Below are 25,104 nucleotides of genomic sequence, written 5' to 3' on the forward strand. Positions count from 1 at the left end.
TGGCCGCACCGCCGCTGCCCCACGCCCTACGGCCGCACCGCGTAGAAGCCCCGCCACGGCACGCCGCCGCCCCACAACTGGAAGGCACAGATCAGCGCCAGGAGGTGCGCGCCGCCCAGCGGCCCGGCCAGGAGCCAGCCCGGCGCGACCAGGACGGCGAGCCCGCCGACCAGCTTCCGGCGCACCGAGCCCTCCCGTCGGCGTCGGGCCGCCCATCGTCGACGGTGGCGGCGCGGTGGCCGCCACTGTAGGCGATCACCGCGACCGCACGGCTGCCTCGCTGAGGGATGGACGGCACGCGGCGTGGCTGGGCCGCTGGGTGTCCGCCCTGGCGGATATCCTCACGCCTCGTGAAGTCGCCGTCGAAGGAAATGCTGGTCGAGCTCGCCGAGTTGTTCCCCGGCGGGGATCCGGGCCGACGCTCGCTCTCCGTGCCCCTTCCGCCCGGACGGACGGTCCGCGGCGACGAGAGCGGCGGTGAACGGCCCGCGCTGTGGGTGAGCGACGGTCCGGCGCCGGCCGGCCTGTGGTCACAGTTGCACGCGGCACACCAGGGCTCCGGGTTGTGGCCGTTGCTGCTCGACGGCCTCGGCGGTGCCCCGTCACGCCCGTGGGACGAGGGCGAACTCTGGCCGGCGGCCATGTCCTCGCCCGCCGAGCACGATGCCGAGCGGCTGCTCGCCGGCTGGTGGGCCGCCTACACCGGGACCGACGCGGACGCTCAGCTGTCGGCGCAGCAGCGGACGGCCGTCACCGCACCGTACGGCCGGGACTGGCCCGGCCTGGCCACCCCGCTGCGGCCAGGGGTCGCGCCTGAGCAGCACGCGGAGCACTGGGCCGCGCAGCTGTCCCAGGCCCAACCCGCGATGCGCCTGGGTCTGGTCGCCGCGGAGCGAGGCGGTGACGCGCTGGCCGTCGCCGGCTGGCAGGGCGCGATCAACCACACCAACGACGCCGCCGAGCTGTCCGCCGTGCTGCGCAGCTGGGAGGAGCGGTTCGGCGTCCGGGTGATCGGCGTCGGCTTCGCCGAGTTGTACCTGAGCGTCGCCGCACCACCGTCGGACACCGCCGAGGCGTTGCGGGTGGCCGCCGAGCACTTCGCCTTCTGCCCGGACAACGTCTGGCAGGGGCAGCGGCCCCGCACGCTCGCCGCCTACGCCGACCGTCTCATTGCGGCCCCGACGTGGGCTTTCTGGTGGGACTGAGCGGCGACGCCGAGGGTGACCAGGAAACCGGCGTGGTCGGTCGTCCCGGCCATGCCGATCGACCGGCTGGACCGGATCGTGACGTCGGCGGTGGCCATGAACTGCTGCACTCCGCCGTCGTGCAGGTGCAGGTAGCCGGCCGGCACGCAGGAGCGCACGTCGGGTGAGCCGCCGTGCCGGAGGTTGAGGTCGCCGCTGACCACGGTGGGTTGGTAGCGGGCGCGCGCGTGCAGCTCCGGGATGGCGGTGCCGAGCAGGTGCCCGCACTGGGCGAGCGCAAGGGTCGAGCTGGTGTACGCCAGGTGGGTCGTGCAGGCGAAGTAGACGGTGGTCGCGTCGACGCAGAGCCAGGCCCGCTGCTCCGGGTCGGCCGGGTCCTGCGCCGGGTAGATCCCGCGGTACACCTCGTGACCACGGTACGGCGCGGGGATGTGCGCCAGCACTCCGACGCCGTACTGCTGCCCGTTGACGCAGTGGTAGGGGCCGCCGGTGCGGCCGTTGCGCGCCGGCTGGAAGGCCGACACGACCGTGCCGCCGTGCACCTCCGCCATCACCCGCTCCAGCGCGTCCACGTCGCCGGAGCAGATCTCGTTCAGGGTGACCACGTCGGGCGTCTCGGCGCGGATCACCTCGGCGGCCCGGGCGACCGCCCGGCCGGTGTAGCAGCCGGTGGCCATGCCGCTGTTGCAGAGGTTCAGCTGGAGCACCCGCAGCTGGGTGGGCCCGGTGGCGGCGGCCACCGAGCAGCCGGCCAGCACCGCGGCGGACGAGACCAGGCAGACGAGGGCCACCAGGGGCCGCGGGATGCGATACGGACGACCAGTCATGCCCCTGCCTTGAGCTACCCGAGGGGCTCGAAGTGTATCGGCAGCACCGCACCGGAGGGCCCCGGTCGTGACGGTGCGCCATCGGACGACGGGCCCTGCGTCACCGCGGGCAGCCGCCCGGACCGGCCCTGGTCGGCCGGTCCGGGCGGGTGATCGGTGCGATCTGGTCAGGGCGCCCAGGGTGCGGCGATGTTCCAGGTGCTGTCGGCGGCCCAGAGCGCCGGTGAGTTGTACGCCGCGCCGCCGGCGCCGTTGCTCATCCAGACCTCCGAGTTGTAGTGGCGCAGGAAGGAACCCCGGAAGTTGTACGACTCCAGCGACACGCCGCTGCCGGTGAGCCCGGTGCGGGCACACCAGGTGGCGTCGGCGCGCAGCAGCGCGGAGCCGTCGTTGGGCGAGTTGCGTACCCGGGACTCGGCGTGCCGCAGGTACTGGCCCGGGTAGTTGACCGACTCGAAGGAGTAGCACGCCGGATCGGCCAGGCCGGGCCGGATCGTGTAGGTCGCGTCCTCCTTGAGCAGCGTCGGGCTGCTCGCGTCGACCACGTCGGTGAACGCGAGGCTGTTCTGGTGGCGCAGGTACCGCTGGGTGTGGCCCGGCGTGGTCACCTGCAACGAGCGGCGGGCGCCCACCGGCAGGGCGACCGGCTGGCGGGGCGTGATCGACCGGGATGCGTTGATCAGCGCCTGGTTGGCGGCCCGGACCCGGGCCTCGTCCATCTTGACCACCCGACGGTCGTAGGTGAGGAAGCCGTTCAGCTCGCCTTCCAGGTCGGTGATCTCGGTGTACACCGAGGCGCTGAGGCCGGTGCCGACCATCAGGTTCTGGCTGCCCTGGACCAGCCCGACGTACCGGTCGGTCAGCGCGGTGGAGTTGGGCTGCCACTCGTACGCGAAGAACCCGCCGCTGGGGCTGTACTCGTGTCCGGGCATGCGCAGCCCCAGGCCGCCGAACTCGCCGAGCACGGCGATCCGGGAGGCCGACGGGCGGGGTGAGGCGGGGCCGAGGTAGGCGTGCCAGTCGTCGATGTCGCCGTTGCCCGGATCACCGAGCGACTGGCAGCAGTTGTAGCCGCTGTGCACGTTCACCAGCCGGGTCGGGTCCTGGTTCTTGACGTCCTGGCCGACCCGCCGGGTGTCGGCCAGGGCACGCTCGCCCCACCCTTCGTTGTAGACGGTGTAGGCGACCACCGACGGGCTGCTGCGATGCTCGTCGACGATCTCCCGCGCCTCCAGCTCGAACTGGGCCTGCTGGGCGTTGTCGGCGTCGATGTCCTGCGCGGTCAGCGACGGGATGTCCTGCCAGACCAGCAGGCCGAGGCGGTCGGCGTGGTAGAACCAGCGCTGCGGCTCGACCTTGATGTGCTTGCGGACCATGTTGAACCCGAGGTCCTTGTGTTTTTGCAGGTCGAAGGCGAGCGCGGCGTCGGTCGGCGCGGTGTAGAGGCCGTCCGGCCAGTAGCCCTGGTCGAGGGTGCCGGCCTGGAAGACGAACTCGCCGTTGAGCAGGGGACGCAGCACGCCGTCGACCAGCCCGGTGCGGATCTCCCGCATGCCGAAGTAGTGCGTGGTCCGGTCCACCTGGACGCCGCTCGGGTTACGCAGCGTCACCCGCAGGTGGTAGAGGAACGGGTCGTCGGGGGACCAGCGTCGGGCACTCGGCACCGGCACCTTGAACTCGGTGAAGCCGCCGGTGGCGGAGCCGACCACGGTGCTGCCGTTGAGCGTCTCGGCGAGCACGCTGTGCCCGGTCACGCTGCCACGGGTGTGCACCCGCACCCGTAGCGTGTTGTCGGCGAGGCTGGGGTACGTGTCGACCCGGCTGATCGAGGCGGTCGGCACCGGTTCCAGCCAGACGGTCTGCCAGATGCCGGAGACCGGGGTGTAGAAGATGCCGTTCGGGGTCTTGGTCTGCTTGCCGATCGGCGGGAGGCTGCCGTTCTGCCGGCTGTCGGTGGGGTCCCAGACCTTGACCACGATCTCGTTCTGGCCGGCTTGCAGGTGCGGGGTGATGTCGAAGCTGAAGGCGTCGTAGCCGCCGCTGTGTCCGCCGGCCTGCGCGCCGTTGACCCAGACCGTGGCCTGCCAGTCCACCGCGCCGAAGTGCAGCAGGGTGCGCCGGCCGGACCAGCTGCCCGGCACGGTGAAGGTGCGCCGGTAGAACAGGTAGTGGCGGTTGTCGTTGGCCGCGCGCTGCACCCCGGACAGGGCGCTCTCCACGGCGAACGGCACGTTGATCCGTTCCGGCAGGTCGGTGCCGAACTGCGGGGCGTCGTTGGTGGCGGACTGGCGCAGCTGCCACTCGCCGTTGAGGTTGAGCCAGTCGGGCCGGGTCATCTGCGGTCGCGGGTACTCCGGCAGCGGTGTGCCGGCGAGCGCCTGGCTGGTCCAGGGGGTGGTCAGCGGGGGTGTCTTCGGCGGTACCGCCTGGGCGGCGGTGACCGGGGCGAGCAGGCCGGCCAGCAGGGTGAGGACGGCCAGCGGGGACAGGATGCGAACGTGACGTGTCATGCCGTCTCCGGGGTGGACGGATCGCCGCGCGGGTGCCGTGACGGCTCACGCGAGGCAGGTGGTGGGTGGCATCGACGGGCGCCTCTATAACGTTATAGAGGTTCGCCGGGTGGTGCGTCAATAATTGGACGTCGATGCGTTGAGGAGGTCGGCAGGTGGGCGTGAGCCTGAAGGACATCGCCGAGCGGGCCGGGGTCTCGCTGGCCACGGTCTCCAATGTGGTCAACGGGTACCGCCCGGTCGGGGCGCAGACCCGCCTGCGCGTGCAGCAGGCCATCGACGAACTGGGTTACACGCCCAACCTGAGCGCCCGGCACCTGCGCCGCGGCCGAACCGGCCTGATCGCCCTGGCCATCCCGGAGCTGACCAACCCCTACTTCGCCGAGTTGGCCGAGATCGCCATCCGGGAGGCCGGCCGCCTCGGCTACACCCTGGTGATGGAGAACACCGCCGCCGCCTACGAGGCCGAGATGTCCCTGCTCAACGGGGCGCAGCGGCACGTCATCGACGGGCTCGTCTTCAGCCCGGTGCGGGTCGGCCGCGACGAGGTGCTGGCCCGGGCCACCGACACCCCGCTGGTGCTGATCGGCGAGGGCGTCCACGACGCGCCGTACGACCACATCGCCATCGACAACGTCGCCGCCAGCCGCTCGGCGGTGCGGCATCTGGTGGCCCTCGGACGCCGGCGGATCGCCTTCATCGGGGCCCGCCACGGCGACGAGAGCCAGGCCGCCCACCTGCGGCTGCGCGGCTACCGGGCGGCGCTGGCCGAGGCGGGGCTGCCGTACCGGCCCGAGTTGGTCGCGGTCACCGCGCAGTTCGGCCGGCGCGACGGCGTACGCGCGATGCGGGACCTGCTGGCCCTCGCCGAACCGCCCGACGCGGTCTTCGGTTACAACGACCTGATCGCCATCGGCGCCCTGCGCGCGGTGGCCGAGGCCGGCGGCCGGGTGCCCACGGACGTCGCGGTGGTCGGCATCGACGACATCGAGGAGGGCAGGTTCGGCACGCCCACCCTGACCACCGTCGCGCCGGACAAGGCGGAGATCGCCCGGCAGGCCGTACACCGGCTGGTGGCCCGCATCGAAGGCGCGGCGGTGACCGGACCGCTCACCGTGCAGACGCCGTTCCGGCTGGTGCCGCGGGAGAGCACCACCGGCCCGGGCTGACCGGCGCCGCGCCGCAGGTGGTCAGTCCCGCAGCGGGTACGGGATGAACGTGCTGCGGTTCTCGTCCACGTCCAGTTGCCGGCTGATCGGCGGGGCGGCCCGCTGCGGGCAGGTCATCCGGTCGCAGGTCTTGCAGCCCGGCCCGATCGGCGTCGCCGCCTCGGCCGCGTGCAGGTCCATCCCGGTGGAGTAGACCAGCCGGCCGGCGTGCCGCGTCTCGCAGCCCAGCCCGATCGCGTACACCTTGCCGGGCTGGCCGTAGCCGCCGTGATGCCGGGTGATGGTGCGGGCGATCCAGAGGTAGCGCTGCCCGTCGGGCATGGCGGCGACCTGGGTGACCACCCGACCCGGCGCGCCGAACGCCTCGTAGACGTTCCACAGCGGACAGGTGCCGCCGGTGCGCGAGAACGGGAAGCCGGTGGCGGACTGGCGTTTCGACATGTTGCCGGCCCGGTCGACCCGGACGAACGAGAACGGCACCCCGCGGGCCCGGGGCCGTTGCAGCGTGCTGAGCCGGTGGCAGACCGTCTCCCAGCCCATCGCGTAGTGCTGGGTGAGCAGGTCGATGTCGTACCGGCGCTGCTCGGCCGCGGCCAGGAAGTGTTCGTACGGCAGGACCAGCGCCGCCGCGAAGTAGTTGGCCAGGCCGACCCGGGTCAGGATCTGGGTCTGCGGGTCGTCGAACTTCTCCTCCTCGACGATCTCGTCGATCACGTCGGCGAACTCCAGCAGCGCGATCTGCGCGGCCATCCGCATCGCCTCCTGCCCGGCGCGCAGCGAGGTGGACAGGTGCAGGGTGCGGGTCTGCGGACGGAAGCGGTGCAGCTCGCCGCCGAGCGCGGCGGCGTCCTCGCGGGCGACGCGTACCCCGTGCCGTTGGGCCAGCCGGTCGCGCAGCAGGGCGCGGACCTCGCCCCGGCGCAGGCCCATCCGGACGGCCAGCCGCTCCGCCTCCTCGTCCAGCTCCGGTACGTAGTTCTGCCGGCGGTAGAAGAACTCGGTCACCTGGTCGTGCGGGCTGCGCCCGACCAGCTCCCGGTCGCCGACCAGCTCGGCGAGCTGCTCGTCGGCCTGCTGGTAGCGGCGGTGCAGCTCGATCACGGCGGCGGCCACCTCGGGCAGTCGGGTGGCCAGCTCGGTCAGCTCGGTCAGGCCGGCCCGGTTGGGCAGCGCCTCGCGCAGCCCGGCGACCAGACGCGGGGTGTCGTGGGCGGCGAAGACGGTCGGGTCGACGCCGAACAGTTCGGTGATGCGCAGCAGCACCGGCACGGTGAGCGGCCGGGTGTCGTGCTCGATCTGGTTGAGATAGCTCGGGGAGATGTTGAGATGCCGGGCCAGCTCCGTCTGGCTGAGCGCCCGCTCCTCGCGCATCCGGCGCAGTCGCGCGCCGGCGAAGGTCTTGGCGATCGCCCTCACCTCCCTTTTCCGGCGGTACCGGATCCGATCACATTAGCACCGCTGCGAATGGCAGCTTTCGCAAGTTTGCAAAATGGCTCGTCGACTTTTCAATAATTGGCTTTTTCCGTCTCTCGACCCGGTCGGCCGGGCCGTGTGACCGTGGGCGACACACCGGCGGCCCGGCATTGGCGCAGCGCCACCGAGTGCCGACGAAATGCGAAGGGGATGAGAGACGATGCTTACCGCGGTCGAGCAGTTGCGGCATGATTGGGACACCAACCCCCGCTGGCGGGGAGTGCAGCGCAGCTACCGCGCCGAGGACGTGGTCCGGTTGCGCGGCGCGCTCCAGGAGGAGCACACCCTGGCCCGGCACGGCGCGAACCGGCTGTGGCGGTTGCTGAACAGCGAGGACTACATCCACGCCCTCGGCGCGCTCACCGGCAACCAGGCCGTGCAGATGGTCCGGGCCGGTCTCAAGGCGATCTACCTCTCCGGCTGGCAGGTCGCCGCGGACGCCAACCTGGCCGGGCACACCTACCCCGACCAGAGCCTCTACCCGGCCAACTCGGTGCCCGCGGTGGTCCGCCGGATCAACAACGCCCTGCTGCGCGCCGCCCAGATCACCACCGCCGAGGGGGACACCTCGGCGATCGACTGGCTGGCCCCGATCGTCGCCGACGCCGAGGCCGGCTTCGGTGGCGTGCTCAACGCGTACGAGCTGATGAGCGCGATGATCGCGGCCGGCGCGGCCGGGGTGCACTGGGAGGACCAGCTCGCCGCCGAGAAGAAGTGCGGCCACCTCGGCGGGAAGGTGCTCATCCCGACCGGGCAGCACATCCGCACCCTGGAGGCGGCGCGGCTCGCCGCGGACGTCGCCGGTGTGCCGACCGTGGTCGTGGCCCGCACCGACGCGCAGGCCGCCACGCTGCTCACCACCGACGTGGACGAGCGGGACCGCCCCTTCGTGACCGGTGAGCGCACCGCCGAGGGCTTCTACCGGGTCCGCAACGGCGTGGAGCCGTGCATCGCGCGTGGCCTGGCCTACGCCCCGCACGCCGACCTGCTCTGGATGGAGACCAGCACCCCGGACCTGGAGGTCGCCCGCCGCTTCGCCGAGGAGGTCAAGGACGAGTACCCGGACCAGCTGCTGGCCTACAACTGCTCGCCGTCGTTCAACTGGCGCAAGCACCTCGACGACGCGACCATCGCCAAGTTCCAGCGCGAACTCGGCCACATGGGGTACAAGTTCCAGTTCATCACGCTGGCCGGCTTCCACGCCCTCAACTACTCGATGTTCGACCTGGCCCGGGGCTACGCCACCGACGGCATGCCGGCCTACGTCTCCCTCCAGGAGCGGGAGTTCGCGGCCGAGGCGGCCGGCTACACCGCGGTCAAGCACCAGCGCGAGGTGGGCACCGGCTACTTCGACCTGATCAGCACCGTGCTCAACCCGGCCGCCGAGACCACCGCCCTGCGTGGCTCCACCGAGGAGGAGCAGTTCGCATGAGATACGAGATCATCGGCCCGATGGCGGAGCGGTTCGAGGAGGTGCTCACCCCCGACGCGCTCGACTTCCTGGTCGCGCTGGACAGCGAGTTCGCCGCCCGCCGGGTGGCCCTGCTGGACACCCGCCGGGCCCGCCGGGACCGGTACGCCACCGGCCAACTGCCCGACTTCCTGCCGGAGACCGCCGCCATCCGCGCCGACCCGACCTGGCAGGTGGCCCCACCCGCGCCCGGCCTGGTGGACCGGCGGGCCGAGATCACCGGCCCGCCGGACCGCAAGATGACCATCAACGCGTTGAACTCCGGGGCCAAGGTGTGGCTCGCCGACTTCGAGGACGCCACCGCGCCGACCTGGCACAACGTCATCGGCGGTCAGCTCAACCTGATCGACGCGCTGGACCGGCGGATCGACTTCACCGACCCGCGCGGCAAGCGCTACGCCCTCGGCGAGGAGCTGGCCACCATCGTGGTCCGGCCGCGCGGCTGGCACCTGGTGGAGAAGGGGATCGTGGTGGACGGTCGACCGATCTCGGCCAGCCTGGTCGACTTCGGGCTCTACCTGTTCCACTGCGCCCGACGCCAGCTCGCGGCCGGCGCGGGGCCGTACTTCTACCTGCCGAAGCTGGAAGGGCACCGCGAGGCGCGGCTGTGGAACGACGTCTTCGTCTTCGCCCAGCGCTACCTGGGCCTGCCGCAGGGCACCATCCGGGCGACCACCCTGATCGAGACGATCACCGCCGCGTTCGAGATGGAGGAGATCCTCTACGAGCTGCGGGAACACTCGGCGGGGCTGAACGCCGGCCGGTGGGACTACATCTTCAGCATCATCAAGAACTTCGGGCAGTGGCCGGACTTCGTGCTGCCGGACCGCGCCGAGGTCGGCATGACCGTGCCCTTCATGCGCGCGTACACCGAGCTGCTGGTGCGGACCTGTCACCGGCGCGGTGCGCACGCGATCGGCGGGATGGCCGCCTTCGTCCCGAGCCGTGACCCGGAGGTCAACGAGGTCGCGTTGGGCAAGGTGCGGGCGGACAAGCAGCGGGAGGCCGGCGACGGGTTCGACGGCTCGTGGGTCGCCCACCCCGGCCTGGTGCCGACCTGCCGGGAGGTCTTCGACGCGGTGCTCGGCGAGCGCCCCAACCAGCTCGACCGGCGACGCGACGACGTCGACGTCACCGCCGCCGACCTGCTGTCGGTGGACAAGACCCCGGGGCAGGTCACCGAGGCGGGGGTGCGGTCCAACATCGCGGTGGCGCTGCGCTACATCGACGCCTGGCTCGGTGGCGCGGGCGCGGTGGCGCTCTGGAACCTGATGGAGGACGCCGCGACCGCCGAGATCGCCCGCTGCCAGGTCTGGCAGTGGCTGCACCACGGCACGCCGCTGGCCGGCGGCGGCTGCGTGACCGAGGAACTGGTGCGGTCGATGCTCGGCGCGGAACTGGCCGCCCTGACCGAGGGGCGCGCGGACGCCGACCGCGAGCGCGCCGGGCAGGCGGCGCGGATCGTCGAGGAGACCGCGCTCGGCGAGGACCTGCCGGCCTTCTTCACCACCGGCGCGTACGCCCGGCACCTGGGCCCGGCCCGGGAGCCTGCCCTGGCCGGTGGCTGAGGGCCGGTCGACGGCGTCTCGGTTCGCGGCCGGGTCACGTTCCGTGCCCGTCCTTCGGGACGGGACCGGGACGTGGTCGCGGTCAGCCGTCGATGCGGGTGATGTTGCGGATCTTGTTGGCGGCGTCCAGCGCGGCGACCTTGTACGCCTCGGCGAGGGTCGGGTAGTTGAACACCGTGTCGACCAGGTAGTCGACCGTGCCGCCGCAGCCCATCACGGCCTGCCCGATGTGGACGATCTCGGTGGCGCCGGTGCCGAAGACGTGTACGCCGAGCAGCCGGCCGTCGTCCGGCGAGACGAGCAGCTTCAACATCCCGTACGAGTCACCCACGATCTGGCCGCGGGCCAGCTCGCGGTAGCGCGCGATGCCCACCTCGAACGGCGTCGAACTCTCGGTCAGCTGCTCCTCGGTCCTCCCGACGAAGCTGATCTCCGGGATCGTGTAGATGCCGATCGGCTGCAACTCGTTCATCCCGCGGGCCGGCTCGCCGCAGGCGTGCTGCGCGGCCAGTCGGCCCTGCTCCATGGAGGTGGAGGCCAACGCGGGGAAGCCGATCACGTCGCCGACCGCGTAGATGTTCCCGACCGAGGTGCGGTAGTTCGCGTCCACCTCGATCCGGCCGCGCCGGTCCGCCGCCAGCCCGGCGGCCTCCAGCGCCAGGCCGTCGGTCTGGCCCTGCCGCCCGGCCGAGTACATGACGGTGTCCGCGACGATCTTCTTGCCGCTCTTCAGGATGCAGAGCGCGGCGGTCTGGTGCCGCTCCACCGCGGCGACCTCCTCGCCGAAGCGGAACGTCACGGAGAGGTCGCGCAGGTGGTACTTGAGCGACTCGACGACCTCCTCGTCGCAGAAGTCGAGCATCTGGTCGCGGCGTTCGACCACGGTGACCTTGGTGCCGAGCGCGGCGAACATGGAGGCGTACTCCATGCCGATCACGCCGGCGCCGACCACCACCATGCTGCGGGGCACGGCCTGTAGGTTGATGACCCCGTCGGAGTCCACGATGGTCCGCTCGTCGAAGTCGACGCTGTCCGGGCGGGCCGGGCGGGTGCCCGCGGCGATGATGGCCTTGTCGAAGGTGACCCTGGACTCGCGGCCGGAGCCGCCGTCGACCCAGACCGTGTGCGGGTCGGCGAAGCGGCCGGTGCCGGTGATCATCGCGATCCGGTTGCGGGCCAGCTGGTTGCGGATCACGTCGGTCTGTCGGTTGATCACGTGCTGGGTCCGGGCGGCCAGGTCGCTGACCGTGATCTCCTCCTTGACCCGGTAGCTGCTGCCGTAGAGGTCTCGCTGGGTGAGGCCGGTCAGGTAGAGCACGGCCTCCCGCAGCGTCTTGGACGGGACGGTGCCGGTGTTGATGCACACCCCGCCGATCATGTCGCGCCGGTCCACGATGCCGACCCGTCGGCCGAGCTTGGCGGCGGCGATCGCGGCCTTCTGCCCGCTGGGCCCGGAGCCCAGCACCAACACGTCGTAGTCATACACGATCGTCAGCGTGCCAAGATGTCGCGCTCCGCGCCAGGGTCGGTCCACCCACCGCCGCGCTTGACAGGCAAGCGACTGCTTGCCTATCGTGCCGGTGGTGGGCGACGTGTACAAGGCGCTGGCGGATGCCACCCGGCGCGCGATCCTCGACGTGTTGCAGGAGCGTGACGGTCAGACGCTGTTCGAGTTGTGCGTCCGGCTGGCCGACCAGGGTTTCTCCTCGACCCGGCAGGCCGTCTCGCAGCACCTGGCCGTCCTGGCGGACGCCGGCCTGGTGGTGATCCGCCGTGCGGGTCGGTACACCTTCATCGACCTTGACACGTCCCCGCTGCGACAGATCCACGAGCGATGGAGAGTTGGGCCATGCGAATCGGACACCTGAGCATCCTCGTCGACGACCAGGACAAGGCGTTGGCGTTCTACACCGGCGTGCTCGGCTTCACCAAGAAGACCGAGATCCCGCTCGGGGAGCACCGCTGGTTGACGGTGGTGTCGCCGGAGGACCCGGACGGCGTGGAACTGGTCCTCGAACCCGACCAGCACCCGGCGGCGGTGGCCTTCAAGAAGGCCCTCGTCGCGGACGGCATCCCGTTCACCATGTTCGGTGTGCCGGACGTGCCCGCCGAGCACGAGCGGCTGACCGGGCTCGGGGTGACCTTCACCCAGGCGCCGATGACGATGGGCGCCATGACGACCGCGGTCTTCGACGACACCTGCGGCAACCTGATCCAGATCGTGGCGCCAGCGGCCTGACCCGGCCGAGGGAGGTGCCCGCGCTGTCCGTCTGCGGTGGAGCTACGGGCGGCTCGCCCGCCTGGTCAACCCGCCTGACGGAGGGCTCGCGCTGACCCTTCGGCTGTCTCCCCAGAGCGCCGATGATCATGATAGGTTAGGCTTGCCTAACAGGAGGTGCTCATGGGGTTCGCGTCGCAGGTGCGGGAGCTGACCAGGGCGGACCACAGGGTCGCCCAGAACGGAACATATTTCGATGACCTGCTCGCGGGTCGGCTCGACCGGTCCGGCTACGCCGCGCTGTTCGAGCAGCTCTACTTCGTCTACCAGACGCTGGAGGAGGCCGCCGAGGCGATGCGCGACGACCCGGTGGCGGGCCCCTTCGTCGTCGACGAACTGCACCGGCTGCCACGGATCACCGCCGACCTGGCGTTCCTGCACGGCCCGGACTGGGCCGACCGGATCGCACCGAGCGAGGCCACCCAGCAGTACCAGACGCGGCTGCGGGAGGTCGCCTTCACCTGGCCGGCGGGCTTCGTCGCGCACCACTACACCCGTTACCTGGGAGATCTCTCCGGCGGCCAGGTGATGGTGCGGGCGCTGCGCCAGTCCTTCGGGTTCGACGAGGAGGGCGTCCGGTTCTTCCTCTTTCCCGGGCTGGAGGCGCGCACCTTCAAGCAGCACTACCGGGAGCTGCTCGACGCGGTGCCGTGGGACGAGGTCGAGCGGCAGCGCTTCCTGGACGAGGTGTCCTGGGCGTACCGGCTGAACACCGCCATGCTGGACGAGGTGGGCCGGGCCGTGCCGCGGAGCAGTGCGGCGTGACGACACCGACGCCGTTCCCGTCGCCCGAGGTGGTGACGGCGGTCATCCGGCACATGAACACCGACCACGCCGACGACTGCCGGGTGATCTGCCAGGGCCTGGGCGGGCAGGCGGCGGCCAGCGCGGCAGCGATGTCCGGCATGGACGCCGACGGAATGGACTTCCTCGCCACCGTGGACGGCGCGCCGGTCGCGGTGCGGGTGCCGTTCGCCGCCCGGCTGGTCGAACGCCGACAGATCCGCGCCGAGGCCGCCCGGATGTACCGGGAGGCGTGTGCCGCGCTGGGCATCGCCCCACGGCCCGAGGCCAGCTGACCGTCAACCGGCTGACCGAGCCACCGGCCGGCTGACCGAGCCGGTGGCTCGGTCAGCCGGTTGAGCGCTTCGGCACCACCAGCGGTATCCCGGTGCCCGGATGCGGAAACACCTCGATCTCGTGCTGGTAGACGGCGCTGAGCCGGTCCGCGGTGAGCACCTCGACCGGCGGGCCGTCGGCGACCAGCCGGCCGCCGGCCAGCAGCGCGATCCGGTCCGCGTACGCCGCGGCGAGACCCAGGTCGTGCAGGACGACCACGACACTGCCGCCGAGGCGGGCCCGGTCGCGGGCCAGCGTGAGCACCAGCTCCTGGTGGTGCAGGTCGAGCGCGGCGGTCGGCTCGTCGAGCAGGAGCATCCCGGTGCGCTGGGCCAGCACCCGGGCCAGCGCAGCCCGGGCCTGCTCACCGCCGGAGAGCGCGGAGAAGACCCGGTCGGTGAAGGACTCCATCCTGGTCAGCCGGAGGGCCTCGGCGACCGCGTCGTCGTCCTCGTCGGCGTACGGCGTGCCGGCCCACGGCGCCCGGCCCATCGCCACGACCTCGGCCACCCGGAACGGGAACGACATGGTGGCGCGCTGCGGCAACATCGCCCGCCGCCGGGCCAGCTCGATCGGCGTCCAGCCCGACAGCGACCGTCCGGCGAACTCGACGGTGCCCGCCGCGGGGGACAGGTCCCCGCAGATCGCGGCGAGCAGGGTGCTCTTGCCGGCGCCGTTCGGCCCGACCAGCGCGAGCAGCTCGCCGGGCCGGATCTCGATGGTCAGATCGGAGAGGATCGTCCGGTCGCCCCGCTGGATCCGCAGCCGGTCCGCGCGCAGGCCGACCTCGCCCGGCTCGGGAAACACCGCGTGCCTCATCCCCAGCCTCCCGCCTTCGCCCGGGTCCGGCGCAACAGCCAGAAGAAGCAGGGGCCGCCGACCACGGCGGTGAGTACGCCGAGCGGCAGCTCCTGGTAGTCGATCAGGGTGCGGGCGGCGAGGTCCCCGGCGACGACCACGATGGCCCCGCCGAGCGTGCTCGCCGGCAGCAGCAGCCGGTGACCGGGGCCGGCCACCATCCGGACCAGGTGTGGCACCACCAGCCCGACGAAGGAGATCACCCCGGTGAAGGCGACGGCGGCGGCGCCGAGCAGCGCGGTCACCGCGATCATGCCCACCCGGAGCCGCTCGACGTGCACGCCGAGGTGCCGGGCCGAGCTGTCACCGAGGGCGAGCAGGTCGAGGCGGCGGGCGGCGGCGACCGCGATCGCGATACCGACCGCCGCGCACGGCGCGGTCACCGCCACGGCCGCCCAGTTCGCCTGGGCCAGGCTGCCGAGCTGCCAGAACGCGATGGCCCGGACCGCGTCGGCGTCGCCGAAGAACATCAGCAGGCCGATCAGCGCGCCGGCCACCGCGTTGACCGCGATGCCGGTCAGGACCAGGGTGACCACCTCGGTCCGGCCGCCGGAGCGGGACATCGAGTAGACCAGCCCGGTGGCCGCGAGGCCGCCGAGGAACGCCCCGCCGGCCACGGTCCAGCCGCCGAGCGTGGAGACTCCGGTAATGATCACGGCTGCGGCGCCGACCGCGGCTCCGGAGGAGACCCCGATGACGCCCGGCTCGGCCAGCGGGTTGCCGAAGATGCCCTGCATCAGCGCGCCCGCGCAGCCGAGCGCCGCGCCGACGATGACGGCGAGCACCACCCGGGGGAAGCGCACCACCCAGAGCGCGCTTTCGCCGTGGGTGGCGCTGGGCAACGGTCCGATGTCGAGCCCGATGCGGTGCAGGATCGAGCCGAGCACCTCGGTCGGGGGCACCTGGACCTGGCCGGTGCCGGCGGCCACGAGGCAGAGCAGGACGAGGGTCACGGCCAGGCCGACGACCAGGGCCGTACGTCTCACGTGCACGATCCGTAGACCGCCTCGGCCAACGCCTGGATGGCCCGGCCGGTGCGCGCGCCGAAGGTGAGCAGCAGCCCGTCGTCCATGTCCACGATCCGGCGGTGCTGCCCGGCCGGGGTCTGCCCGATGCCGGGCAGGGCCAGCAGCCCGTCGACGCCCTTGACCGACTCCAGCCCCTCGGTCATCACCAGGATCACGTCGGGCGCCGCGTTGATCAGCCCCTCGCTGGTCAGCGGCCGGAACCGGGACAACCCGATCTCGGTGCCGGCGTCGGTGGCGCCGATGGCCCGGATCATCTCGTCCGAGCCGGCGCCCTTGCCGCCGATCAGGTACACCCCGGCGGTGCCGCGCACGTACAGGAAGGCGATCCGCAGCGGTGTGGCGCCCGTTGGGGCGCTGCGGCGAGCGGCGTCGACCTCCGTCTCGATGCGGGACACCAGCCGCTCCCCGGCCTCGGGCACGCCGAGCGCCGCCGCGATGGCCCGGACGTGCCGGGGGATGGCGGCGAGGGTCTGTTCGTCGTCGATCAGCACCACCGCGATGCCGGAGCTGCGCAGCTGGTTGAGCACCTCGGAGGGGCCGATGCTCTTGTCGGCGAGCACCACGCTCGGGTTCAGCCGCAGGATCGCCTCGGTGGAGAGGTCATGCCCGGCCGGGGTGACCACCGGCAGGTGGGCGGCGGCGGAGAAGGTGGTGGAGGTGTCCCGCCCCACCACCCGGTCGCCGAGGCCGAGGCTGAAGACGATCTCGGCGATCGAGCCGTAGAGGTTCACCGGGAGGATCCGGCCGGCGTCGCTGACCGTGACCGTCGTCCCGTCGGCGGAGGTGACCGTCGCCGGCAGGGCGCTGCCGGGGTCGTCGCCGATCGGCTCGACGTCGGTGTCGGTGACCACCGCAGTGGTGGGCCCGCAGCCGGTCGGCGGTGTCGTCGACGGGGTGTCGGTGGTGGTGCAGGCGGCGAGGCCGAGCAGGGCGGGCAGCGCCAGCAGGGCGACCAGCCGCCTCACCGCGACGCCCGCCGACGGCGGACGATCCGCAGCACCAGCACGGTGACCAGCAGCGCGGCGAGTCCGGCCAGCGTGCCGGTGAACCAGCGGCCGGCGGCCGGGCTGCTGTCGCTGACCTGGGTGAGCAGCAGCGGCTGGTCGGTGGCGGAGCCGGCCGCGGCGGAGGTGGCCACCTCCGCGTCGGACGTGGCGGCGGTCGCGGTCACCGCCGGGTCGGTCGGCCCACCGGTGGCCGAGGCTCCCGGAGCGGCGGTCCGGCTGGGGGAGGTGGCCGCCGGTGCGCTCGACGCGGGTGCGGCGGCCCGGGTGGTCGGGCTGGCCGGTCTGGTCGAGGTGGCCGGGGCGGCGAAGGTGACCGGCAGCTTGACGTCCTGTGAGCGGTCGGAGCTGCGGGTGTGGTCGTTGCGGCTGGCCACCACGCAGCGTCGGGTGGTGCAGTCCACGTCGCCGACCCGGGCCGTGATCTTCAGCTGGACGCGGAACGATCCGTTCGACCCGTACGGGACGGCCAGTCCCTCGCCATAGGAGGGCGGGTTGGAGGAGATCCAGTGCGAGGCGCCCGTCGAGCCGGTGGTGTCGATTCCGCCGCCGCAGGGCGAGGGGGCCACGCCGGCGCCGTTGTCGACGCAGTACGCGACGTAGATGCCCTTCTCCGTGTCGTAACCCGTCCCGGAAACGGTGACCGTGGTTCCGGCCAGGGGTATTCCGCTGGTCCTACTGACGGTCAGCCGCTGCCCGTTCGGTCCCTTGCCGGTGGTGTCCGCATAGGCGGGACCGGCCGCGATGGTGCCAATGGTCAGCAGCACCACGCTGGCCAGGGCGGCGGCGAGGCGGGCAGACATGAGTGACCTCCAAGTATTCGGTTAGGCTAACCTAAGTAGATCTTGAGGTCAGCACAAGGGGACGTTCGGAGGATTCTTCACAAGGTTAGGTGAGCCTAACCTTGGTTCGCCCTCTGATCCTTCTTGAGAGGAAGACGCATGTCCGTACCTCGACCAGGCGGCATCCGCCGACGGTCGTACCGGTGGGCGACGGCGGCCGTACTCGGCGCCGCCGCTTCACTGGCAGTGATCAACCCCGCGATGGCGGCACCTGCCGACATCACCGGGGGGAGCCTCGACTGGGGCTTCAAGAGCTCGTTCCGGGCGTACGTCTCGACCGGCAACGGCAACCCGCCGATTGCGGTCACCAACGGCGCTACCCGTAACGCCGACGGCACCTTCAAGTTCCCGGCAACCGGCGGCTCGTACGACAGCGCCACCGGTGCCACCACCGCCCACTACGGCGGCACCGTGGTCTTCTCGTACCCGGCGCACTTCTTCACCATCACCCTGGCCAACCCGACCGTGGTGGTGGATGGTGCCGGTAGCTCCCTGCTCGCCGACGTCGACCTTCAGGTCAGCGGCGGCGGCTTCGAGCCGGTGCAGATGACGCAGGCGGCGATCGCCACCCTGGGCACCAGCGCGACCAACCCGACGGTCTCCGACGGCACGGTCACCTGGACCAACCTCACCAGCACGCTCACCGAGACCGGAGCCAGCGCCTTCGCCGGCTTCTTCGCGGCGGGCACCGTGCTGGACCCGCTGTCGTTCACCCTCACCACCGGCTCCGGTGGCGGCCCGGCCACCCCATCGGTGACCGTGGACCCGTCCGCCGCCCTCGACCGCGAGGGTGCCACGGTGACGGTGAGCGGCTCGGGGTTCGACCCGGACGCCAACGGCGGCATCGGCTTCTACGTCGCCTTCGGCCCGAAGGGCGAGAACTACTGGACGAACTCGCGCCCCTACAAGCCGGTCAAGTGGGTGCACAAGAACGCCTCGTCCTCGGCGGCCCAGGTCAAGTTGGGTGCCGACGGCACCTTCTCCACCACGCTGGACCTGGTGTCGACCTACACCGACGGCAACGGCGACACGGTGGACTGCACGGTCGTGCAGTGCTACGTGTTGACCTTCGCCGCGCACGCCTCCAGTGACCGCAGCCAGGACACCTTCACCCCGATCACCTTCGGTGGCGCGGGTGCCCCGGGCGCCGAGCAGGAGATCAGTGCTCAGGTGTTGCAGTCCGGTCCGCTGACGCTGACCTCGTCCGGCAGCGCGGTGGCGCTGTCGGCCGCGCACCCCGGCGCCGTCGCCAACGGCGCCCTCAACGCGGTGACGGTCAGCGACCTGCGGGGCACCAACGCCGGCTGGAACGTGATCGGCCAGGTGGAGGAGTTCACCAGCGTGCTCGGCGGCACCATCGCCGCCGACAACCTCGGCTGGGCGCCGAACGCGTCCGTGCTCGCCGACGGGCTGGTGGGCGCTACCGGGGTGGTCACCCCCGGCGGTCGGGCCAACCCAGGTGCCGGCACCGGGCTGGGCAGCGCTCGTACGCTGTGCAGCTCCGCCGCCGGCGCCAGTGCGGGCAGCTTCCGGTGCGGCGCGGACGTCGACCTCGGGGTGCCGGCCGGCACCGCGCCGGGCGACTACTCCGCCACCCTCACCCTGACCCTGTCCTGACGCGTGGAAGGGCACCTTGTTGTGCGCAGATCGATGACGAGGTGCCCTTCCCCGCACCTGGTCGCCGCGACCGCGGCGCTCACCGCGCTCGCCACCGCCCTGGCCGGCGGACCGGCCGCCGCGCTCGCCGCGGCCCCGGCCCCGGTGGTGGCACCGGCCTCCGGCCTGGCCGCCGCGCCCGCGCCGAGCCCCAGCCCGAGCGCCGACGCCGGCTTCACCTGGGCGGTCCAACCCTCCGGGCCGGACGGCCCCACCGGCCGCAGCTACTTCGTCTACGACGCCGAGCCCGGCCAGCGCATCGAGGACCGGGTGGCCATCACCAACCTGAGCAAGACCCCGATGACCTTCGCGGTCTACGGCGCCGACGCCTTCACCACCGACGACGGGGGCTTCGGCCTGCACCCGGCGAGCCAACTGGCCGTCGACGTCGGCTCCTGGGCCGCGTTCGCCGAGCGCACCTACCGGGTGCCCGCCGGGGAGCGGGTGATCGTGCCGTTCCAGCTCACCGTGCCGGCCAACGCCAGCCCCGGCGACCACGCCGGCGGTGTGGTGGCCTCGATCGCGCAGGTCGCCACCGGCGGCGGCCAGCGGGTCAACCTCGACCGCCGGGTCGCCGCCCGGATCTACCTGCGGGTGGCCGGTCCGGTCCGTCCCGCGCTCCAGGTCGAGGCGATGCGGATCGGCTACGACAATCCGCTCAACCCGTTCGGCAGCGGGCCCGTCGTGACCAGCTACCGGCTGCGCAACACCGGCAACGTCCGGCTGACCGGCAATGCCCAGGTGCGCGTCAACGCCCCGTTCGGCATCCGGATGGCCACCACCACCCCCGTCGAGGTGCCGGAACTGTTGCCCGGCGCGGCGATCACCGTCACCGAACAGATCAACGGCGTGGTGCCCACCGGCCGGCTGGCCGTAGACGTGGTGGTCGATCCGGCCACCCCGGACCGCATCCTGCCGACCGTGACCCGTACCGCCACGACCTGGGCCATGCCCTGGGTCTGGACCGCCGTGCTGCTCGCCGGGCTCGGCTGGCTGCTGGTCACCCGGCTGCGCGCCCGGCGGCGGCAAAGGTCCACCGAGGCATGAGGTTCGTGGCGTCCGGCGCCGTCCTGGCCGCGGTCCTGCTCCTTGCCGGCGCCCCGAGCCCGGCCCCGCCGGTCCCGCAGGCGACCCTGGACCGGGCCGAGGCGAAGCCGCGGGAGCAGGTCCTGGTCCGGCTCACCGGCTGGCCCGCCGGCACCGTCGTGATCGCGCTCTGCGGCGCCGGTACGCCGCCGGACTGCGCGGTCGACACCTCGGTGCAGATCCACCTGGCCGCCGGCGGCGCCGGCGGCGCGCCACTGACCGTGGTGGCGCCGCCGGAGGGCTGTCCCTGCCAGGTACGCGTGACCACGTTGGACGGTCGGCTCACCGCCACCGCTCCGCTGGTCGTCACCGGCGCGACCCGGACACCCGGTAGCAGCGTCGTCCGGCAGCTGGCGACCCGCCCGCCGGTGGTGACCGAGGCGCACGTCGAGCGCGACGGTGGCTGGGCGGAGCAGTTCGGCGCAGCGGCCCGGCGCACCATCGTGCTGCGGCTGCGCAACGAGGAGGCCGTGCCCGCCGCGGTCAGCCTGTCGTTCAGCGTCGGTCGGGACGCCGACCCCAGCGGCTTCGTCGCGTCGCCTCCGGTGCCGGACCTCGCCCCCGGCGAGGAACGCGTCGTCCGGGTGCCGGTCACCCTGCCGGCGCCCGCGTTCGGCGACTACCGGATCCGGGGCGAGGTCGTCACGGCCGGCGCGGCGAACCGGGTCGAGGTCACCACCGACCACCACCCCTGGGCCCTCCCCGCCCTGCTGGCCCTGGCCACCCTCACCCTCCTGATCCGCACCTCGCTACAGAATCCCGGTACGCGACGGCGGCCGCAGGAACCTTGACGTACCAAGATCTGCCCAACCGGGGCGGGTGACCTTGCGATACTCGGGGAATGGCGCGGCGGTGGGCGTGGCTGGCGGTGCTGGTGGGCGGTGTGGCGCTCTGCCTGCTGGTGTCGCTCGCGCTGGTCGTCACCCGGAACGTCGTCTTCCTGCTGTTGCTGATCGTGCTCGGTGCGTCGATCGCGCCGGTCGCGTTCCTCACCTTCGCGCAGGCCCGCTCCGGCGACCGGCGCGTGCCCGGCTCGATCGTGACCGTGTCGGCCGTCTTCGGCGGCGTGATCGGCGTGGCCGCCGCGGGCTGGCTCGAATACGACACCCTGCGCCGGCTCGGCGTGCTCCCGATCGTCTACGTCGGGCTGATCGAGGAGGCGGCGAAGCTGGTCGTGCCGGCGGTGATCCTGCTGCTCTGGCGCCGGCGACCCCGATCCCCGAGCGACGGCCTGGTGATCGGGGTGGCGTCCGGCGCCGGCTTCGCGGCGCTCGAAACCATGGGATACGCGCTGCGGGCGTTGACCGCGTCGAAGGGCAGCCTCGGCGCGGTCGAGCAGGTCCTCCTCTTCCGGGGCCTGACCGCGCCCGCGGCGCACCTCTCCTGGACCGGGGTGACCGCCGCGGCGCTGTTCGCCCTGGCCGCCGCCCCGAGCGCCCGCCGCTGGCTGCTGCTCGTGCTGACCTTCTTCGGCGCGGTGATCCTGCACGTCTGCTGGGACGTCTTCAACGCGCCCCTGGCGTACGCCGTCGTCGGGGCCGTGTCGCTCGGCTGGGTGCTGCTGGAGCTTCACCACCACCACCACCGGTCGGCCGCCGCCCCGGGATTTGTCGCACCCACCGGGTAGGACCGACGGGGACCGATGAATTTCGGCGTGCCGGGCGGTGTTACCAGGCGAAACGCCGAAGGCAGGGAGAGGATGCGGTGATGAGCGAGCGAATCACCAGGCGCACCGCGGCGATGCCGTCATGAGCGGCGTAAGGGTGTTGGTGGGCACACGCAAGGGCGCGTTCGTCCTGACGTCGGACGGCAGGCGCGCTGACTGGAGGGTCGAGGGGCCGCACTTCGGCGGCTGGGAGATCTTCCACCTGACCGGGTCGCCGGCCGACCCGGACCGGCTCTATGCCTCCCAGTCCGGCGGCTGGTTCGGCCAGTTGATCCAGCGTTCCGACGACGGCGGCCGCACCTGGAGCACGGTCGGCAACGACTTCGCCTATGCCGGGGAGGTCGGCGAGCACCTGTGGTACGACGGCACCCCGCGGCCGTGGGAGTTCAAGCGGATCTGGCACCTCGAACCGTCCCGCGACGACCCCGACACGGTGTACGCGGGCGCGGAGGACGCCGCCCTCTACGTCTCCAACGACGGCGGCCAGAAATGGACCGAGCTGACCGCCCTGCGTCAGCACCGCACCGGCCCCACCTGGCAGCCCGGCGCCGGTGGTCTCTGCCTGCACACCATCATCCTGGACCCGGTGCACCAGGGCCGGATCTACGTCGCCATCTCGGCGGCGGGCGCCTTCCGCAGCGACGACGGCGGCGTCAGTTGGCTGCCGATCAACAAGGGCCTGCGGTCGGGGGAGATCCCGGACACCGACGCCGAGGTCGGCCACTGCGTGCACCACATCACCCAGCACCCGGCCCGGCCGGACACCCTCTTCATGCAGAAGCACTGGGACGTGCTGCGCAGCGACGACGCCGGCGCCAACTGGCGCGAGGTCAGCGGCAACCTGCCGTCGGACTTCGGGTTCCCGATCGCGGTGCACGCCCACGAGCCGGAGACCATCTACGTGGTGCCGATCAAGAGCGACTCCGAGCACTACCCGCCGGAGGGCAGGCTCCGCGTCTACCGCAGCCGCACCGGCGGCGACGAGTGGGAGCCGTTGACCGACGGTCTGCCGCAGTCCGACTGCTACGTCAACACCTACCGCGACGCGATGGCGGTCGACACGCTGGATCCCTGCGGCATCTACTTCGGCACCACCGGAGGCCAGGTCTACCACTCGGCCGACGGCGGCGACCGCTGGGCGCCGATCGTCCGCGACCTGCCGCCCGTGCTCTCCGTGGAAGTCCAGGTGCTGCCGTGATCCGGGTCGTCCTCCCGGCCCACCTGAAGACCCTGGCGCACGTGCACGGCGAGGTACGCCTGGAGGTGACCGGCCCGGAGCACGGGCCGGTCACCCAACGCGGCGTGCTGGACGCCCTTGAGGCGCGATACCCGATGCTGCTCGGCACCATCCGCGACCGGCACAGCGGCAAGCGCCGAGCCTTCGTCCGCTTCTACGCCTGCGAACAGGACCTCTCCAACTCCTCGCCCGACACTCCGCTGCCCGAGCGGGTCGTCGCCGGTGAGGAACCGTTCATCATCCTCGGCGCGATGGCCGGAGGATAGGAGCCACCCGCGTTCAGCGGCGGCGGGCGGCCAGGGCCAGGCGTACCCGGTTGGGGCTGCCGGTCTTGGTCATCAGGCTGGTGATGTGGGTCTTCACCGTGGTCACGCCGATGTGCAGCCGCTCGGCGATCTCCGTGTTGGAGAACCCCTCGGCCACCAGGTTCAGCACGTCCTGTTCGCGGGCGGTCAGCCCGTCGACCGGCGGGGGCGTCTCGGCACGGGCGTGCACCGCACGCTGGACCAGCCGCCGCAGCACCTCCGGGCTGAACGGGCTGTCGCCGGCGGCGGCCCGGCGAACACCGTCCAGCAGGTCGGCCGGGGGCGCATCCTTGAGCAGGAACCCGCAGGCGCCGGCGGTCAACGCCGGATAGAGGTGGTCGTCGTCGCCGAACGTGGTCAGCACCAGGACCCGGGTGCCCGGACGGTCGGCGAGGATGCGGCTGGTCGCGGTGATCCCGTCGACGCCCGGCATCCGCAGGTCCATCACGACGACGTCGGGGACGAGCCGTGCGGCGAGAGAGATGGCGTCGCGCCCGTTCTCGGCCTCGCCGACGACCTCGATGTCGGGCTGGGCGTCGCAGAGCATGCGCAGGCCCGCGCGGATGAGATGTTGGTCGTCGACCAGCAGGACACGGATCATGCCGGTTCCACCGTACGCGATCCCCGAGTGGCGTCGCCCGACACGGCCGGCAGGACGGTACCCACCCGCCAGCCCGCACCCGTCGGGCCGGCCGCCAACCGGCCGCCGAGCACCTCGACCCGCTCGCGCATCCCGGTGATGCCGTGGCCCCCACCGGCCGGCATCGTGGCCGGCAGCCAGCCCCGCCCGTTGTCCACGACCTCCCAGTGGACCGCGCCGTCCACCACCCTCACCGACAGGCGGGCCAGCGCGGAGGTGCCAGCGTGCTTGGCCACGTTGGTCAGCGACTCCTGGGTCAGGCGCAACACCGCCAGCCCCCGCACCGCGTCGAGTGAACCGATCGCCGGGTCGATGTCGGCCTCCACGGTCACCCCGGCCTGACGGGCCCGGTCGACCGCCGCGCCGAGGGCGGCCGGCAGCGCCGACGGCTCGATCGCGGTCAGCGCCGCGTCGCCGCGTACCCCCTCGGGGTCGCGCAGCACCGCGACCAGCCGGCGCAGGTCGGCGAGGGCCGCGGTGCCGGTGCCATGCACGTCGTCGAAGACCGCACCCACCCGCGGGTCCAGATCGGTCAGCACGTGCCGGGCCACGCCGACCCGCAGCACCATCGACGCCACGTGATGCGCGACCACGTCGTGCAGCTCCCGGGCGATGGCGCTGCGTTCGTCGGCGCGCGCGGCGCGGTCCTCCGACTCGCGCCGGCGCTGCTCCTCGGCCGCCCGCTGCTGCGCCTGCCGGGCGAGTTCCCGGGTGGTCCGGACGACCAGGCCGAGCAGCAGCGGGACGCCGACCTCCAGCAGCAGCCCGAAGACGCCGGAGAGGAGGCGTCCGATCGGGTCGCCGATCGAATCGGTCAGGTCGACCGCGGCCAGCAGCCCGGCGGAGAGCCAGATGGTCCGGGTCCGACCGGCCCGCATGGTCAGCTCCAGCAACGCCCAACTGGCACCGACCTGATTGATTGTGATGTCGTCGAGCAGGCAGATCGCGACCGCCAGCAGCGCGGTCTGGGTCAGCAGGTTGCCCAGTGGCCGGCGGTGGAGTGCCAGCCCGGCGACGAACGCGAGCACCGCGAGGAGATACTGCCGGGTGGTCGGCCCGGCCTGGGTGCCGAAGAGCAGATAGCCGATGCCGCTGAGGTCCAGCAGCAGCATCCGCACGAGGGCGTCGCGTGCGTCGAAGAGCCGTCCCACCCACCCCACGG

At 72.3% G+C, this 25,104-nt stretch carries 25 protein-coding genes; 14 read left to right on the forward strand and 11 right to left on the reverse strand.

The features are described 5' to 3' along the window. Nucleotides 1-26: 26 nt before the first annotated feature. Nucleotides 27-185, reverse strand: coding sequence for a hypothetical protein (locus tag ACQPYA_RS15465; protein ID WP_433533296.1), 159 nt, complete (start codon nucleotides 183-185; stop codon nucleotides 27-29). Between the two features lie 165 nt (nucleotides 186-350). Between ACQPYA_RS15465 and ACQPYA_RS15470 the strand changes: the two genes are divergently transcribed. Further along, nucleotides 351-1,205, forward strand: a complete 855-nt coding sequence (locus tag ACQPYA_RS15470) for a DUF4253 domain-containing protein (protein WP_433533297.1) — start codon at nucleotides 351-353, stop codon at nucleotides 1,203-1,205. On the opposite strand, the gene ACQPYA_RS15475 is transcribed toward ACQPYA_RS15470, so the two are convergent. Together ACQPYA_RS15475 and ACQPYA_RS15480 are read right to left on the reverse strand one after the other, a co-directional pair. Continuing rightward, a complete protein-coding gene (locus ACQPYA_RS15475; RefSeq protein ID WP_433533298.1) occupies nucleotides 1,154-2,032 on the reverse strand; it encodes an endonuclease/exonuclease/phosphatase family protein in 879 nt (292 codons plus the stop codon). The genes ACQPYA_RS15470 and ACQPYA_RS15475 overlap by 52 nt on opposite strands. 167 nt (nucleotides 2,033-2,199) lie before the next feature. Next, complete coding sequence (locus ACQPYA_RS15480) at nucleotides 2,200-4,542, reverse strand: AbfB domain-containing protein (protein ID WP_433533299.1); 2,343 nt, start codon at nucleotides 4,540-4,542, stop codon at nucleotides 2,200-2,202. Nucleotides 4,543-4,697: 155 nt separating this feature from the next. Here ACQPYA_RS15480 and ACQPYA_RS15485 point away from each other — a divergent pair, with 155 nt between their 5' ends. After that, nucleotides 4,698-5,711, forward strand: a complete 1,014-nt coding sequence (locus ACQPYA_RS15485; RefSeq protein ID WP_433533300.1) for a LacI family DNA-binding transcriptional regulator — start codon at nucleotides 4,698-4,700, stop codon at nucleotides 5,709-5,711. Between the two features lie 21 nt (nucleotides 5,712-5,732). On the opposite strand, the gene ACQPYA_RS15490 is transcribed toward ACQPYA_RS15485, so the two are convergent. Next, nucleotides 5,733-7,127, reverse strand: coding sequence for a short-chain fatty acyl-CoA regulator family protein (locus ACQPYA_RS15490; RefSeq protein ID WP_433533301.1), 1,395 nt, complete (start codon nucleotides 7,125-7,127; stop codon nucleotides 5,733-5,735). A 217-nt stretch (nucleotides 7,128-7,344) separates the two neighbouring features. Here ACQPYA_RS15490 and aceA point away from each other — a divergent pair, with 217 nt between their 5' ends. Continuing rightward, the gene (gene aceA, locus ACQPYA_RS15495) at nucleotides 7,345-8,616 is read left to right on the forward strand and encodes an isocitrate lyase (RefSeq protein ID WP_433533302.1); all 1,272 of its coding nucleotides are present in this window, start codon (nucleotides 7,345-7,347) and stop codon (nucleotides 8,614-8,616) included. After that, on the forward strand, nucleotides 8,613-10,223 hold the full coding sequence (aceB, locus tag ACQPYA_RS15500; RefSeq protein WP_433533303.1) for a malate synthase A: 1,611 nt from the start codon (nucleotides 8,613-8,615) through the stop codon (nucleotides 10,221-10,223). The genes aceA and aceB overlap by 4 nt, the downstream gene beginning before the upstream one ends. An 82-nt stretch (nucleotides 10,224-10,305) precedes the next feature. Here aceB and sthA read toward each other — a convergent pair whose 3' ends face one another. Beyond that, on the reverse strand, nucleotides 10,306-11,709 hold the full coding sequence (gene sthA, locus ACQPYA_RS15505) for a Si-specific NAD(P)(+) transhydrogenase (RefSeq protein ID WP_433533304.1): 1,404 nt from the start codon (nucleotides 11,707-11,709) through the stop codon (nucleotides 10,306-10,308). Nucleotides 11,710-11,806: 97 nt separating this feature from the next. Here sthA and ACQPYA_RS15510 point away from each other — a divergent pair, with 97 nt between their 5' ends. The 4 genes from ACQPYA_RS15510 (at nucleotide 11,807) to ACQPYA_RS15525 (ending at nucleotide 13,580) form a co-directional block, all read left to right on the forward strand. Then, nucleotides 11,807-12,091, forward strand: coding sequence for an ArsR/SmtB family transcription factor (locus ACQPYA_RS15510; RefSeq protein WP_433533305.1), 285 nt, complete (start codon nucleotides 11,807-11,809; stop codon nucleotides 12,089-12,091). Next, the gene (locus ACQPYA_RS15515) at nucleotides 12,073-12,462 is read left to right on the forward strand and encodes a VOC family protein (protein ID WP_433533306.1); all 390 of its coding nucleotides are present in this window, start codon (nucleotides 12,073-12,075) and stop codon (nucleotides 12,460-12,462) included. The genes ACQPYA_RS15510 and ACQPYA_RS15515 overlap by 19 nt, the downstream gene beginning before the upstream one ends. A gap of 162 nt (nucleotides 12,463-12,624) precedes the next feature. Continuing rightward, nucleotides 12,625-13,266, forward strand: a complete 642-nt coding sequence (locus ACQPYA_RS15520) for a heme oxygenase (biliverdin-producing) (RefSeq protein ID WP_433533307.1) — start codon at nucleotides 12,625-12,627, stop codon at nucleotides 13,264-13,266. Beyond that, complete coding sequence (locus tag ACQPYA_RS15525; protein WP_433533308.1) at nucleotides 13,263-13,580, forward strand: DUF2470 domain-containing protein; 318 nt, start codon at nucleotides 13,263-13,265, stop codon at nucleotides 13,578-13,580. The genes ACQPYA_RS15520 and ACQPYA_RS15525 overlap by 4 nt, the downstream gene beginning before the upstream one ends. Nucleotides 13,581-13,632: 52 nt before the next feature. On the opposite strand, the gene ACQPYA_RS15530 is transcribed toward ACQPYA_RS15525, so the two are convergent. The 4 genes from ACQPYA_RS15530 to ACQPYA_RS15545 are packed head-to-tail and all read right to left on the reverse strand — an operon-like array spanning nucleotide 13,633 to nucleotide 17,313. Beyond that, on the reverse strand, nucleotides 13,633-14,439 hold the full coding sequence (locus ACQPYA_RS15530; RefSeq protein ID WP_433533309.1) for a heme ABC transporter ATP-binding protein: 807 nt from the start codon (nucleotides 14,437-14,439) through the stop codon (nucleotides 13,633-13,635). After that, nucleotides 14,436-15,464 carry a FecCD family ABC transporter permease gene (locus ACQPYA_RS15535; RefSeq protein ID WP_433533310.1) on the reverse strand — a complete coding sequence of 343 codons (1,029 nt, stop codon included), beginning with the start codon at nucleotides 15,462-15,464 and terminating at the stop codon, nucleotides 14,436-14,438. The genes ACQPYA_RS15530 and ACQPYA_RS15535 overlap by 4 nt, the downstream gene beginning before the upstream one ends. Continuing rightward, nucleotides 15,461-16,471, reverse strand: a complete 1,011-nt coding sequence (locus ACQPYA_RS15540; RefSeq protein WP_433533311.1) for a heme/hemin ABC transporter substrate-binding protein — start codon at nucleotides 16,469-16,471, stop codon at nucleotides 15,461-15,463. Before ACQPYA_RS15540 ends, ACQPYA_RS15535 begins: the two co-directional genes overlap by 4 nt. Next, nucleotides 16,468-17,313 carry a hypothetical protein gene (locus ACQPYA_RS15545; RefSeq protein WP_433533312.1) on the reverse strand — a complete coding sequence of 282 codons (846 nt, stop codon included), beginning with the start codon at nucleotides 17,311-17,313 and terminating at the stop codon, nucleotides 16,468-16,470. Before ACQPYA_RS15545 ends, ACQPYA_RS15540 begins: the two co-directional genes overlap by 4 nt. A gap of 138 nt (nucleotides 17,314-17,451) precedes the next feature. On the opposite strand from ACQPYA_RS15545, the gene ACQPYA_RS15550 reads away from it, so the two are divergent. The 6 genes from ACQPYA_RS15550 (at nucleotide 17,452) to ACQPYA_RS15575 (ending at nucleotide 23,263) form a co-directional block, all read left to right on the forward strand. Further along, nucleotides 17,452-18,969, forward strand: a complete 1,518-nt coding sequence (locus tag ACQPYA_RS15550; protein WP_433533313.1) for an HtaA domain-containing protein — start codon at nucleotides 17,452-17,454, stop codon at nucleotides 18,967-18,969. Between the two features lie 33 nt (nucleotides 18,970-19,002). After that, nucleotides 19,003-20,055, forward strand: a complete 1,053-nt coding sequence (locus ACQPYA_RS15555; RefSeq protein ID WP_433533314.1) for a WxL protein peptidoglycan domain-containing protein — start codon at nucleotides 19,003-19,005, stop codon at nucleotides 20,053-20,055. Next, nucleotides 20,052-20,885, forward strand: a complete 834-nt coding sequence (locus ACQPYA_RS15560; RefSeq protein WP_433533315.1) for a hypothetical protein — start codon at nucleotides 20,052-20,054, stop codon at nucleotides 20,883-20,885. Before ACQPYA_RS15555 ends, ACQPYA_RS15560 begins: the two co-directional genes overlap by 4 nt. 50 nt (nucleotides 20,886-20,935) lie before the next feature. After that, entirely contained in the window at nucleotides 20,936-21,721 is a 786-nt protein-coding gene (locus tag ACQPYA_RS15565; protein ID WP_433533316.1) for a PrsW family glutamic-type intramembrane protease, read from the forward strand. 142 nt (nucleotides 21,722-21,863) lie between these two features. After that, a complete protein-coding gene (locus ACQPYA_RS15570) occupies nucleotides 21,864-22,958 on the forward strand; it encodes a WD40/YVTN/BNR-like repeat-containing protein (protein WP_433533317.1) in 1,095 nt (364 codons plus the stop codon). Next, complete coding sequence (locus ACQPYA_RS15575; RefSeq protein WP_433533318.1) at nucleotides 22,955-23,263, forward strand: MoaD/ThiS family protein; 309 nt, start codon at nucleotides 22,955-22,957, stop codon at nucleotides 23,261-23,263. The genes ACQPYA_RS15570 and ACQPYA_RS15575 overlap by 4 nt, the downstream gene beginning before the upstream one ends. A gap of 13 nt (nucleotides 23,264-23,276) precedes the next feature. Here ACQPYA_RS15575 and ACQPYA_RS15580 read toward each other — a convergent pair whose 3' ends face one another. Beyond that, on the reverse strand, nucleotides 23,277-23,903 hold the full coding sequence (locus tag ACQPYA_RS15580) for a response regulator (protein WP_433533319.1): 627 nt from the start codon (nucleotides 23,901-23,903) through the stop codon (nucleotides 23,277-23,279). After that, nucleotides 23,900-25,102, reverse strand: a complete 1,203-nt coding sequence (locus ACQPYA_RS15585; protein WP_433533320.1) for a sensor histidine kinase — start codon at nucleotides 25,100-25,102, stop codon at nucleotides 23,900-23,902. The genes ACQPYA_RS15580 and ACQPYA_RS15585 overlap by 4 nt, the downstream gene beginning before the upstream one ends. Nucleotides 25,103-25,104 lie beyond the last annotated feature (2 nt).

The sequence above is a fragment of the Micromonospora sp. CA-263727 genome, assembly GCF_050942455.1.
Taxonomy (GTDB): Bacteria; Actinomycetota; Actinomycetes; order Mycobacteriales; family Micromonosporaceae; genus Micromonospora.